This is a genomic window from Streptomyces sp. NPDC001634 (assembly GCF_040298185.1).
In the GTDB taxonomy this organism is placed as follows: Bacteria; Actinomycetota; Actinomycetes; order Streptomycetales; family Streptomycetaceae; genus Streptomyces.
In genome coordinates, this window is the sequence record NZ_JBEOZU010000002.1 from 186,250 (window position 1) to 199,148 (window position 12,899).

Sequence of the window (12,899 nt, forward strand, 5' to 3'; positions counted from 1 at the left end):
TCGCCCCCGGGGGGCCCGCGGGGCCCGGGGGGCCCCCCCGGGGGGGCGGCGCGCGGCCCCTACTGCTACGGCGGGGCGGGGGGGGCGCCTCCCGCCCCCCCGCCCCTTCTCCTGCGGGGTGTCTCAGGCCAGCAGTTCCACCTCCGCCAGGGTCGACTCCGTGGTCAGGACCAGGCGGTAGTGCGCGTACGCGCCGGGGTGCGGGATGGAGAACGCCCTCGTCTGCCGGTCCCAGGCGAAGGACTCGTCCGAGCGTTCGTCCACGGTCGTCCAGTCCGTGCCGTCCTGGGAGGCCTGAAGCGTCCAGCCCGTGGGGGCCTTCGTGTGGTCCGCCGGGGACGTCAGGGTGTACTGGACCGCCTTGGTGGACTCCGTCACCGGCAGGTCAACGCTCGTCACGGTCGTCTCCGTCGTCGAGGTGTCGTCGAAGAGCGCACCGTCACCCTTGAGCACGTCCACGCGCGGCGACGGCACCTTGTCGTCCTGTGTGATCGACACCGGCGCCGCGTTCCTGCCGGTGCCCCAGGACGACGGCTGCGGACCCATGTCGAAGTCCAGCACCCCGCCCCGGGCGATCAGCGCATGCGGCAGTGACGTCGACGTCCAGGCCTTGCCGTTGACCCTCAGGCCCTGGATGTACACGTTCTTCGCGCTGTTCCTCGGGGCCTTGATGACGAGTTCCCTGCCGTTCTCCAGGTGCACCGTCGCCTTGGTGAACAGCGGCGACCCGACGGCGTACTCACCGCTGCCCATCACCAGCGGATAGAAGCCCAGCGCCGAGAACACGTACCACGCCGACTGCTCGCCGTTGTCCTCGTCGCCGTGGTAGCCCTGCCCGATCTCGCTGCCGGTGTACAGACGGGAGAGGACCTCGCGGACGTTCGCCTGCGCCTTCCACGGCTGTCCGGCCGCGTCGTACATGTAGATCACGTGGTGCGCCGGCTGGTTGGAGTGCCCGTACATGCCCATCCGTACGTCTCGCGCCTCCGTCATCTCGTGGATGATGCCGCCGTAGGAGCCCACGAACTGTGACGATGCCGTCTCCGGTGTCGCGAAGTACTCGTCCAGCTTGTCCGCCAGCTTGGCGCGGCCGCCGTACAGGTTCGCCAGACCCCGGCTGTCCTGCGGGACCGTGAAGGCGTAGCCCCAGCCGTTCGTCTCCGTGTAGTCGTAACCCCACACGCGCGGGTCGTACTTCGACGGGTCCAGCCGCCAGTCGCCCCGTACGTCACGGCCCTGGAAGAAGCCCACCTTCGTGTCGAAGAGGTCGACGTAGTCCCGGGCGCGGTTGAGGAAGTACGCCGACTCCTCCTCGTAGCGCTTCTTGCCGGTCTTCTCGTACAGCTCCTGCCCCATCTTCGCGATGCCGTAGTCGTTGACGTAGCCCTCCATCGCCCACGACAGGCCCTCCCTGGTGTCGGTGCTCGTGTAGCCGAGGAACGGCGAGGTCGCCATGCCCTTGCGGCCGACCCCGGACGAGGGCGGATCGACCGTGGCGTTCTTCACCGCCGCGTCGTAGGCGGCCTCCGCGTCGAACTTCACGCCCTTCACATAGGCGTCCGCGAACGCCACGTCCGACGAGGTGCCCGTCATCAGGTCCGCGTAGCCGGGCGAGGACCACCGCGAGGTCCAGCCGCCGTCCTTGTACTGCTGCACGAAACCGTCGACCAGTTCACCCGCCTGCCTCGGGGTGAGGAAGGAGTACGCGGGCCAGGTCGTACGGTATGTGTCCCAGAAGCCGTTGTTGACGTACACCTTGCCGTCGACGATCTTCGCCCCGGTGTGTGTGGGGGTGTCCGGACCTGTCATCGGAGAGAAGGGCGACGCGTACTGGTATGCCGAGCCCACCTTCTCGAAGCCCGAGTTGGGGTACAGGTACAGCCGGTAGAGCGAGGAGTACAGCGTCGTGAGCTGGTCGGCCGTCGCTCCCTCGACCTCGATGGTGCCGAGCAGCCTGTCCCACGTCCGCTGCGCGTGCGCCTTCACCTCGTCGAACGACGTCCCGTCCGGGATCTCCTGGCGCAGATTGTCCTTCGCCTGGTCGATGCTGATGAGCGAGGTGGCGAGGCGGAGGGTCACCGTGTGGCCGGCGCCGGGCTTGAAGCGCAGATACCCCTTCACCCCGGACACCGCCGCGTCCGTCACCGGCGCGTCGAACACGCCGTAGACGAACAGCCGTGTCGCCCCCGTCGACAGCCCGGACTTCACGTCCGAGAAGCCGGTGACGATCCCGTTGTCCTTGTCGAGGGTCAGCCCCGCCTGCTCCGTCACGTTGTCGAAGAGCACGCTCGCGTCGTCACCGGGGTAGGTGAACCGCAGCACCGCGGCGTGGTCCGTCGGCGTCATCTCCGCCTTGAGGCCGTTCTCGAAGGTCACGCCGTAGTAGTACGGGCGCGCGACCTCGTTCTGGTGCCGGAACGGCAGAGCACGCGCGCTGCGGCCGGTGTCCGGGGTGCCGGACGCGGCCGATGGCATCACCTGGAACGTCTGCCGGTCACCCATCCATGGACTCGGCTCATGGCTCGCACTGAACGCCTGAATCGTGGGCAGATTGTCCGCATTGTTGGTCCGCGCGTAGTCGTACAGCCAGCTCAGTGAGCTCGCGTTGGTCACCGGCGTCCAGAAGTTGAAGCCATGGGGCAGGGCCGTCGCCGGCAAGTTGTTGCCGCGCGAGAAGGCGCCGCTGGAGTTGGTGCCGCGCGTCGTGACCGCGTAGTCGGACAGATGCGCCCTGGGCTTGTCCGGCGGCACCACCTTCAGGGCCACGTCGTCCAGCCAGCCACGGAACTTCGCGGGCCCCTTGGGTGAGTCGTACGCCACCAGGATCCGGTCCACGGTCTTCCCGGCCGCGACCGAGCCGATCCGGGAGACAACGTTGTTCCACTGGTTGACGTACAGCGCCTTGGACGCGCCCTGACCCTGCGGGGTGAGCGGGAAGCCGTGCTCGTCGAGCGCCCCGAGGTCGCTCAGATAGGTGCCGTCGGTGAAGGCCAGATCGACGGAGACGTTCGTGGCGTCGTAATCACGGTCCTCGCCCGTCATCGACGGGAAGATCCGGTACGACAGCCGGGTGTCCTGCGCGACACCCACGTTCACGTCGAAGACCTTGTTGTACGAGTACGCCCGCCCGTCCGTCTTGTGCGTCCCCGCGTACCGCAGCGCGTGCAGGCCCGTGAAGCCCGCGTCCGCCTTGGCGGTGGGGGAGCCGCTCGGGCCGTGGTCCACCAGCGTGCGCATGTCCCTGGGGGTGGGCTCGGTGCTGTTGCCCGTGGAGAACTGCACGTCGGCGAGTTGCAGGATGTCCGCGCCGTGGTTCTTCGTGATGTCGAGTCGGAAGTGCTCGTACTCGGCCGGCTCGGCGAGATCGAACGATCTCGTCCGGAAGCGTTCGTCGAACGACTCACCGGTGCGCGTGTCGAGGGTCTTCCAGTCCTTGCCGTCCGTGGAGCCCTGAAGGGTCCAGTCGGCCGGGTCCCGCTCCGCATAGTCGTTGGCCGACGTCAGTGCGTACGTCAGCACCTTTTGCGGCGCGTCGAAGTCGAACTCCACCCAGCCCGTGGGCGCGAAGGTCAGCCATTTGGTGCCCGGTTCGCCGTCGACCAGGTTCTCCTTGACCTCGCCGGCACCCGTGTTCTCGGCGCTGGCCCGGACATCGGTGACCTCGTCGGTCACATTGCCCGGAATGCCCGTGGTGTACCCTCCGTCTACCCCGGACGCCCGCTTCGAGCCGTCCGCCGCCGTGTCCACGGTGTTCAGCCACGTCGGTGCCGGATCGCCCGGCTCGAACGAGGAAGTGAACTCCCGGTCGGCGGTCGCCGTTTGGACGGGCAGCGCCACCGCCACGCCCTGGGCCGCCACCAGCAACGCGAAGGCGGCCGTGGTCACGACCGCCGTAGGAGCCCATCTGTGCCGAGATCTGTGCTGCATGCGCGAGCACCCTCCCTGCGCTGTGAAAATATGGACAACGTTGTCAACTTCGCTGCGCAAGGATCAGTAGGCGGTCAAGTGCTCAGTGATGTCAAGGGTGTTGGGTGTGGCATTCGAGCTCAATGCGGTGGATATCCCGTTCGAGAGGCGCACGGGTATTCCGTATTTCCGCGAGGTCTCAACTCGGACAAGCAAACCGTCAACCTTGCATTCGATCTTGCTCCGTCGACGGAGAGTGGACTATACCTGTCGGCGTCCGGGCAGCCGTCACCCTGCCGTACGACGGCTGTGGACAGGCACGACCGGGGAGAATCGAGGGGCGGCGGACCGTTTCGAACACGACCGGCTGCCGTGCCGTCCCACTGAATCCCTCATGCACGAACCCAGCTTCACGATCACTGCGGTGCCGGGAAGGATCCGGTTCACCGCCTGAGTCCTGGAGAAGGCGAGGACTTGAGCATGGGATCCACCGGCGAGAACTCCACCCCCGAAGGCGTCGGCCGTCGCGACCTGATCAAGCGGTCCGCTGCGCTCGGCCTGATCTCCGTCCCCACGATGAGCTTCCTGTCCGCGTGTGCCAGCAGCGGGGGAGGCGGCGGGGAAAAGGCCAAGGCGGGCAAGAAGACCCAGAAGAACCCGCTCGGCGTCAACGACACGGCGCAGATGGAGTTCGTGCTCTTCGACGGCGGCTTCGGCAAGGAGTACGCCGAGGACGCGGTCAAGGTCTACGAGAAGGACTTCCCGAAGGCGAAGGTCAAGTTCTCCGCCACCCAGAAGATCCAGTCCACCCTGCAGCCCCGCTTCAACCAGGGCAACCCGCCGGACCTCATCGACAACTCCGGCGCCGAACAGATGGACATGGGCGTCCTGGTCGGCAAGAACCAGCTCGCCGACCTCACCCCGCTGCTCGACGCCGCCTCGTACGACGACCCGTCGAAGAAGGTCCGCGACACGCTGCGTCCGGGCATCGTCGAGATGGGCCAGTTCGACGGCAAGCCCGTCTGGATCATGTACTACGCCTACACCGTGTACGGCGTCTGGTACTCGCAGAAGCTCCTCGACTCGCTCGACGCGAAGTACCCGGAGACCTGGGACGAGATGCTCGCGGTGTGCGAGAAGGCCAAGAAGAAGGGCGTCGCGGGCTGGACGTACGCGGGCAAATACCCGTACTACATCCCCTTTTCCCTTTATCCGATGATCGGCAAGGTCGGTGGCCGTGAGGTCCTCGACGCCATCGACAACCTGGAGCCGAACGCCTGGAAGCACCCGGCCGTCAAGGCCTGTTTCGACGCGTACTACGAGCTCTACAAGAAGGGCTACATCCTCCAGGGCACGCCGGGTCTCGACCACATCCAGTCGCAGACCGCCTGGGCCAAGGGCAAGGCTCTGTTCATCCCGAACGGCTCGTGGGTGGAGAACGAGTCGGCGAACGTCATCCCGAGCGACTTCAACCTCGCCGTCTCCGCGCCCACCGGCATCGACTCCTCCGACAAGATGCCCTTCGGCACCATCTGGGCCTCCGGTGGTGAGCCCTTCATCGTCCCGGCCAAGGCGAAGAACCCCGAGGGCGGCATGGAGCAGCTGCGCATCATGCTCAGCGAGGCGTCCTCGAAGAACTTCACCACCAAGGTGAAGTCACTGACGGCGTTCAACGGCGGCACCACCGGCATCAGCCTCACCCCGGGCCTCAAGTCCGGTGTGGCCGCGCTGGACAAGGCAGGCAGCAATGTCCTCAACCCGCGTCTGCAGGACTGGTACGTGCAGCTCCAGAAGGAGAAGATCGGTGTGGCCGGTCTCGGCGAGATGATGGCCGGCCGCCTCACCCCGGCCGAGGCCATCAAGAAGATCCAGGGCTTCGCCGACGAGGCCGCCAAGGACACGTCGATCAAGCACTACAAGCACCAGTGAGGGTCCGTCACCAGCGGTGGCGGCGGCCGCATCGGCAGCCGGGGCCGGGGGCCATGCAGCGAGATCGGGGTCGGTAGCAATGCACCATGGCAAATACCGGTTCATCGTGGGGTTCCTGGCGGTCCCCCTCGGGTTGTACGTCCTCTTCGTCGTATGGCCGTTCATCCAGTCCATCTACTACTCGTTCACGGACTGGACCGGGCTGAGCCCCGAATTCAAGATGGTCGGCTTCGACAACTACACGAGGATGTTCCACGACGACATCTTCTGGAAGTCGTTGTGGCACAGCCTGCTGTTCGCGCTGCTGCTTCCGCTGGTGACGATCAGCCTGGCGCTGTTCCTCGCGTTCATGATCAATGTGGGCGGGCGGCGGCGGAAGGGCGGGCCGGCGATCTCCGGCGTCCGAGGCTCGTCCTTCTACAAGATCGTCTACTTCTTCCCGCAGGTGCTCTCGATCGCCATCGTGGCCCTGCTGTTCGCTTTTGCGTACAACCCGGACAGCGGTGCCATCAACTCGCTGCTGCGGGGCATCGGGTTCGACAGCGTCCAGCCTTTGTGGCTGGGCGACCCGAGCCTCGCCCTGTGGTGCGTGATGGCGGTCCTCGTCTGGTCCACGGTCGGCTTCTTCGTGGTCCTCTTCTCCGCCGGCATGGCCTCCATCCCGGCGGACCTGTACGAGGCGGCCCTGCTCGACGGGGCGGGCCGCGCCGCGACCTTCTTCCGGATCACCCTGCCGCTGCTCTGGGACACCGTGCAGTCCGGCTGGGTGTACATGGGCATCCTCGCCCTGGGCGCCGAGTCGTTCGCGGTCGTGCAGATCATGACGACGGGACCGGGCGGTCCCGACTACTCGACCACCGTCATGGTGCTGTACGTCTACCAGAAGGCCTTCCGCGACGGTCAGGCCGCCTACGCAACCACGATCGGTGTCGCCCTGCTCGTCGTCACGCTGTTGTTCGCGGCGATCGTGATGCGGCTGGGCCGGCGCGAGCGGCTGGAGTTCTGAACATGAAGACCACCGAGACCCCTGCCCCGATCCCGGCCGAGTCCGGCGTCGCCGTCACCGGGACCGGCACTCCGGTCGGCGCATCGCCGCGACGGAAGCGGGAGGGCGCCGTCCTCAACGTCTTCTCGCACGGCATGCTCGTCCTGTGGGCGTTCATGGTGGTCATGCCGCTGTTGTGGGCGGTGATGACGTCCTTCAAGGACGACAATTCGATCTTCAGCTCGCCCTGGGCGCTGCCGGACAAACTGCACTTCGACAACTGGGCGCGAGCCTGGACCGACGCCAACATGAGCGACTACTTCCTCAACACCGTCCTGGTGGTGGGCGGTTCGCTCATCGGCACGCTGGTCCTCGGCTCGATGGCCGCCTACGTCCTGGCCCGCTTCGAGTTTCCGGGCAACCGGTTCATCTACTACCTGTTCATCGGCGGCATGAGCTTCCCGATCATGCTCGCGCTGGTCCCGCTGTTCTATGTCGTGAACAACATGGGACTGCTGAATACAATCCACGGACTGATCCTGGTCTACATCGCCTATTCGCTGCCCTTCACGGTCTTCTTCCTGACCGCGTTCTTCCGCTCGCTGCCGACCTCGGTGGCGGAGGCCGCGTTCGTGGACGGGGCCTCGCACACCCGTACGTTCTTCCAGATCATGCTTCCGATGGCGAAGCCGGGTCTGATCAGCGTCGGGATCTTCAATTTCCTGGGCCAGTGGAACCAGTACATGCTCCCGACGGTCCTCAACACCGACCCCGACAAACACGTCCTGACCCAGGGCCTGGTCCAGCTGGCCGCCAGCCAGGGCTACAAGGGCGACTGGTCCGGCCTCTTCGCCGGGCTGGTGATGGCGATGCTCCCGGTGCTGGCGGCGTACATCGTCTTCCAGCGCCAGGTGGTGCAGGGGCTCACCGCGGGGGCCCTGAAGTAGCGATCACATTACGGTCAGTAACCGTACGAGCCGGTACAAATCCGTCCTGTCGGCGTCGCCCCGGTGAATCCGGGGCGACGCCGTCGTGACCGTACGCTCTCGATCCTGTTCTCTCCGGATTCCCGTCAAGGTCTTGACTGCGGTAGCCCGTTCAGCGGAGTTTGGAGTTCACAACTTGTAAGTGACCCGGGTCCCGCGGCTGTGACTCGGGTCACACGGGCGGCATCGTGCCCGCCGGGCTGAGGGCAGGAGTGGATGAGTCGATGGAGACTCCGGGATCGCAGTCGTCGCTGCACCGAGCAAATCTGGAGCGCGTCGTCCGCGCGGTGCGTCTTGCCGGGTCGCTCACGCAGGCCGAGATTGCGAGGACGACCGGCCTGTCCGCGGCGACCGTCTCCAATATCGTTCGGGAGCTGAAGGACGGCGGAACCGTCGAGGTCACGCCCACGTCGGCGGGCGGGCGCAGGGCCCGCAGCGTCTCCCTCAGCGGTGACGCCGGCATCGTCATCGGCGTCGACTTCGGGCACACCCATTTGCGCGTCGCGGTCGGAAACCTCGCCCACCAGGTGCTCGCCGAGGAGTCCGAGCCGCTGGATGTGGACGCCTCTGCCGCGCAGGGCTTCGACCGGGCGGAAGAGCTGGTGGGCAGGCTGATCGAGGCGACCGGGGTGGACCGGTCGAAGATCGCCGGTGTGGGTGTCGGCGTGCCCGGACCCATCGATGTCGAGTCGGGCACGCTCGGCTCCACCGCGATCCTGCCGGGATGGACCGGTGCCAGACCCGCCGAGGAGCTGCGGGGGCGGCTCGGCGTGCCGGTGTACGTGGACAACGACGCCAACCTCGGCGCCCTCGGTGAGCTGGTCTGGGGCAGCGGCCGGGGGGTGCGTGATCTTGCTTACATCAAGGTCGCCAGCGGTGTCGGCGCCGGCCTGGTGATCAACGGGAGGATCTACCGCGGCCCCGGTGGCACGGCGGGGGAGATCGGGCACATCACCCTCGACGAGTCGGGCCCCGTGTGCCGCTGCGGAAACCGGGGCTGCCTGGAGACCTTCGCGGCCGCGCGCTATGTGCTTCCGCTGCTCCAGCCCAGTCATGGCCCCGACCTGACGATGGAAGGCGTTGTGCGGCTGGCGCGGGACGGAGACCCGGGCTGCCGTCGGGTGATCGCCGACGTGGGCAGGCACATCGGCAGCGGGGTGGCCAATCTCTGCAACCTGCTCAACCCGAGCCGTGTGGTCCTGGGCGGCGATCTTGCCGAGGCCGGGGAACTGGTGCTCGGGCCCATCAGGGAGTCCGTCGGCCGCTACGCCATCCCCAGTGCTGCGCGTCAACTGTCCGTACTCCCGGGGGCACTTGGGGGTCGTGCGGAGGTGCTCGGAGCACTCGCTCTCGCGCTCAGCGAGATGGGCGATTCTACCCTTTTGGACGGATCTCTCGCGGTAGCGACACCCGCCTTCACTTAGAGAACGCATGACGCCGTTGCCATCTCGTTAAGTATTTACTTCTTGACGTCGAACTTGCGGCCGAGTTGACTTCGAGCCACCTCGGCCGCAGCGCTGCGGCCCTGTCAGGGAGGCACCCCCAAATGAACGCAACGATGCGTAGAGTCGTGATCGGCACCGCCGCGGTTTCCATGGCCCTTTCGCTGGCCGCCTGTGGCAAGGCCGGCGACAAGAAGAGCGACTCCTCCAGCAGCAGCGGCAGCGGCGGCTCGGGTGGCAAGACCATCGGTCTGCTGCTCCCCGACAGCGTGACCGCGCGCTACGAGAAGTTCGACAAGCCGTACTTCGAGGCCAAGGTCAAGGAGCTGTGCTCGGACTGCAACGTCGAGTACGCGAACGCGGCCGGTGACGCTGCCAAGCAGGCCCAGCAGGTCAGCAGCATGATCACCAAGGGTGTCAAGGTCATCGTGATCAGCGCCCAGGACTCTGCCGCCATCAAGTCCTCCATCCAGACCGCGGTCAGCAAGGGGATCAAGGTCGTCGCCTACGACCGCCTCGCCCAGGGCCCCGTCTCCGCCTACGTCTCCTTCGACAACGTCAAGGTCGGCGAGCTGCAGGGCCAGGCGCTGCTCGACGCGCTGGGCTCCAAGGCGAGCAAGTCGTCGAAGGTCGTCATGATCAACGGTGACGACGCCGACCCGAACGCCGGTCAGTTCAAGAAGGGCGCCCACAACATCCTCGACGGCAAGGTCGACATCGCCTACGAGCAGTCCGGCCTCTGGAAGGACACCGTCGCAGCCCAGAAGATGTCGGCGGCCATCACCCAGCTCGGTGCCAAGAAGATCACGGGCGTCTACTCCGCCAACGACGGCATGGCCGGTGGTATCGCCAACACCCTCAAGGGCGCAGGCATCAGCGGCATCCCGCTGACGGGCCAGGACGCGGAGCTCGCGGGTATCCAGCGCATCGTCGCGGGCACCCAGTCCAGCACCGTCTACAAGGCCTTCAAGCCGGAGGCCGAGGCCGCCGCCCAGCTCGCGGTCAACCTGCTCCAGGGCAAGGACATCAAGTCCCTCGCCAACCAGGAGCTGACCAGCGGCTCCGGCGACAAGGTTCCCTCGCAGCTGCTGACCCCGGTGTCGGTCACCAAGGCCAACATCAAGGACACGGTGATCAAGGACGGGCTGTACACCGTCCAGGACATCTGCACCGGCGACTACGCCAAGGGCTGCGCGGCCGCCGGCCTGAAGTAAGCCCTCGGGCCAACGACCGCTCCGCGGTCCCGCGAAGCCCCTCCGATGCCCGCCCCGGCTCTCATACCCCGCTGCCGGGGCGGGCATCGGACGGAATCGTCCCGTCTCGGACGGACACGACCGTTGCCAAAGGCAGCGGCTTCGCGCATGTTCATCTTGTAAACCTGTGCATTTCGCACACCCCTCCGCGCCTGTCCCAAAGCGCGGCATCCCCGCCGGTCAGGCGGCGAAGGAGATGGTTCACGTGTCCGCTACGCCCGTGCTGGCGTTGCGCGGAGTCTCCAAGCGATTCGGTGCGGTCCAGGCACTCACCGATGTCGAGCTGGAGGTCCACGCCGGAGAAGTGGTCGCCCTGGTCGGCGACAACGGCGCAGGAAAATCGACCCTGGTCAAGACGATCGCGGGTGTTCACCCCATCGATGAAGGCGTCATCGAGTGGGAGGGCAAGCCCGTCTCCATCAACAAGCCGCACGACGCCCAGGGACTCGGCGTCGCGACGGTCTACCAGGACCTCGCCCTGTGCGACAACCTCGATGTGGTAGGCAACCTCTACCTCGGACGCGAACTCCTGCACAGGGGCGTCATCGACGAGGTGACGATGGAGAAGAACGCCCGGGAGCTGCTGAGCACGCTCTCCATCCGCATCCCGAGCGTGCGCATCCCGATCGCGAGCCTCTCCGGTGGCCAGCGCCAGGTCGTCGCCATCGCCCGCGCCCTGATCGGTGACCCGAAGGTCGTGATACTGGACGAGCCGACCGCCGCCCTCGGTGTCGAGCAGACCGCTCAGGTCCTCGACCTGGTCGAGCGGCTGCGCGACCGGAACCTTGGTGTCATCCTCATCAGCCACAACATGGCCGACGTGAAGGCGGTCGCGGACACCGTCGCCGTCCTGCGCCTGGGCAAGAACAACGGTTCCTTCCCGGTGAAGAGCACCAGCCACGAAGAGATCATCGCCGCGATCACGGGTGCCACGGACAACGCCGTGACCCGTCGTGCGGGGCGTCGCACCGCGGAGGCGGCAAAGTGAGCGACTCGACCAAGATTGACAAGTCGGACTCGGCACCCGAGGGCGGAACCACCGTGGCTCCCCCCGCCGACCCCACGGCCGCGCCGGTCGCCGTCGTCGACCCGCGCCTGCTGGTCCGCGAAGAGGGCTTCAAGGGCTACATCACCGAGTTCAGGCGCAAGGTGAAGGGCGGCGAGCTGGGTTCGCTGCCGGTCTTCATCGGCCTCGTCATCATCTGGACCATCTTCCAGCTGAAGAACGACCGCTTCCTCAGCGCCGACAACCTGTCGAACATCAGCTACTTCCTGTCGGCCACCGGCATGCTCGCCATCGGCCTGGTGTTCGTGCTGCTGCTCGGTGAGATCGACCTCTCCGTCGGCTCGGTCAGCGGCCTGGCGTCCACGCTGTTCGCCGTGTTCGTGGTCAACCACGGCATGAACCCCTGGCTGGCCCTGCTGCTGACCATGGTGACCGGTGCCGGCATCGGTGCGCTGCACGGCTGGTTCTTCGCCAGGATCGGCGTACCCGCCTTCGTCGTGACACTGGCGGGCTTCCTCGGCTGGAACGGCCTGATGCTGTGGCTGCTCGGCTCGAGCGGCACCATCAACATCCCCGCCGACTCGGGCCCGGTGCATCTCCTCGGCCAGAACTCCTTCTTCATGGACCAGGACATCATCGGTGCCTATCTGCTGGCCGGCCTCGGTGTCGTCCTGACGCTCGTGGGCTCGTTCAACGATCAGCGCCGGCGTCGTGCCGCGGGCGTGCCCTTCCGGCCTACCAGCGAGATCCTGCTGCGCGTCGGCGCGCTCGCCGTGGCGTCCTTCGCCGCCGCGGCCGTGCTGAACAACTCCGCCGGTGTGTCCAACGCCCTGGTGATCTTCCTCGCGGCGCTGGTGATCGTCGACTTCGTGCTGCGCCGCACCACCTACGGCCGGAAGATCTTCGCGGTCGGCGGCGGCATCGAAGCGGCCCGTAGGGCCGGTATCAGCGTGCCCATGGTCCGTATCACGGTGTTCGCCATCTCCGGTGGATTCGCGGCGATCGGCGGCATGTTCTTCGCCGGGCAGACCGCGAGCGCGACCCTGAACGCCGGTGGCGGCAACACCCTGATGCTGGCCATCGCGGCCGCCGTCATCGGTGGCACCAGCCTCTTCGGCGGCCGGGGCAGCGTCTGGTCCGCGCTCCTTGGCATGCTGGTCATCCAGTCCATCCAGACGGGTCTGGACCTGCTCAACATGAACACGTCCATCCAGTACATGATCACCGGTGCGGTGCTTCTGGGTGCCGTGGTCATCGACTCGGTGTCGCGCAAGAGCCAGAAGGCCTCCGGCCGAGCCTGAGTCTCTCGCCGTAGGGGTGCGGGGGCGCTTGTCGGCTGCGGGTTCGTTGTGGCTGGTCGCTCCCCCAAGTTCTCGGCTTCGCTCGAACAGG

General features: G+C 66.7%; 8 protein-coding genes. 7 read left to right on the top strand and 1 reads right to left on the bottom strand.

The genetic code is table 11. The annotated features are described in order from the left end of the window. Positions 1 to 123 precede the first annotated feature (123 nt). Positions 124 to 3,927 (bottom strand): GH92 family glycosyl hydrolase, encoded by a 3,804-nt coding sequence (locus ABT186_RS02480; RefSeq protein ID WP_351923231.1) that lies wholly within the window; start codon positions 3,925 to 3,927, stop codon positions 124 to 126. A 459-nt stretch (positions 3,928 to 4,386) separates the two neighbouring features. Here ABT186_RS02480 and ngcE point away from each other — a divergent pair, with 459 nt between their 5' ends. The 7 genes from ngcE to ABT186_RS02515 all read left to right on the top strand — a co-directional run bounded on the left by ngcE (position 4,387) and on the right by ABT186_RS02515 (position 12,808). Further along, a complete protein-coding gene (gene ngcE, locus ABT186_RS02485; RefSeq protein WP_351232039.1) occupies positions 4,387 to 5,835 on the top strand; it encodes an N-acetylglucosamine/diacetylchitobiose ABC transporter substrate-binding protein in 1,449 nt (482 codons plus the stop codon). 79 nt (positions 5,836 to 5,914) lie between these two features. After that, positions 5,915 to 6,841 (top strand): carbohydrate ABC transporter permease, encoded by a 927-nt coding sequence (locus tag ABT186_RS02490; RefSeq protein ID WP_351232037.1) that lies wholly within the window; start codon positions 5,915 to 5,917, stop codon positions 6,839 to 6,841. Between the two features lie 2 nt (positions 6,842 to 6,843). Next, entirely contained in the window at positions 6,844 to 7,767 is a 924-nt protein-coding gene (locus tag ABT186_RS02495) for a carbohydrate ABC transporter permease (protein ID WP_351232035.1), read from the top strand. Positions 7,768 to 8,030: 263 nt separating this feature from the next. After that, a complete protein-coding gene (locus ABT186_RS02500; RefSeq protein ID WP_351923233.1) occupies positions 8,031 to 9,230 on the top strand; it encodes an ROK family transcriptional regulator in 1,200 nt (399 codons plus the stop codon). A 122-nt stretch (positions 9,231 to 9,352) separates the two neighbouring features. Then, positions 9,353 to 10,462 carry a sugar ABC transporter substrate-binding protein gene (locus ABT186_RS02505; RefSeq protein ID WP_351923235.1) on the top strand — a complete coding sequence of 370 codons (1,110 nt, stop codon included), beginning with the start codon at positions 9,353 to 9,355 and terminating at the stop codon, positions 10,460 to 10,462. Between the two features lie 235 nt (positions 10,463 to 10,697). Continuing rightward, entirely contained in the window at positions 10,698 to 11,489 is a 792-nt protein-coding gene (locus tag ABT186_RS02510; protein ID WP_351232029.1) for an ATP-binding cassette domain-containing protein, read from the top strand. Continuing rightward, entirely contained in the window at positions 11,486 to 12,808 is a 1,323-nt protein-coding gene (locus ABT186_RS02515; RefSeq protein ID WP_351232027.1) for a sugar ABC transporter permease, read from the top strand. Before ABT186_RS02510 ends, ABT186_RS02515 begins: the two co-directional genes overlap by 4 nt. Positions 12,809 to 12,899 lie beyond the last annotated feature (91 nt).

Excerpts from the sequence above, each read along its gene's own strand:
- ABT186_RS02490 (WP_351232037.1), top strand. The coding sequence starts at position 5,915 with ATGCACCATGGCAAATACCGGTTCATCGTGGGGTTCCTGGCGGTCCCC.
- ngcE (WP_351232039.1), top strand. The coding sequence starts at position 4,387 with ATGGGATCCACCGGCGAGAACTCCACCCCCGAAGGCGTCGGCCGTCGC.
- ABT186_RS02510 (WP_351232029.1), top strand. The coding sequence starts at position 10,698 with ATGGTTCACGTGTCCGCTACGCCCGTGCTGGCGTTGCGCGGAGTCTCC.
- ABT186_RS02495 (WP_351232035.1), top strand. The coding sequence starts at position 6,844 with ATGAAGACCACCGAGACCCCTGCCCCGATCCCGGCCGAGTCCGGCGTC.
- ABT186_RS02505 (WP_351923235.1), top strand. The coding sequence starts at position 9,353 with ATGAACGCAACGATGCGTAGAGTCGTGATCGGCACCGCCGCGGTTTCC.
- ABT186_RS02480 (WP_351923231.1), bottom strand. The coding sequence starts at position 3,927 with ATGCAGCACAGATCTCGGCACAGATGGGCTCCTACGGCGGTCGTGACC.
- ABT186_RS02500 (WP_351923233.1), top strand. The coding sequence starts at position 8,031 with ATGGAGACTCCGGGATCGCAGTCGTCGCTGCACCGAGCAAATCTGGAG.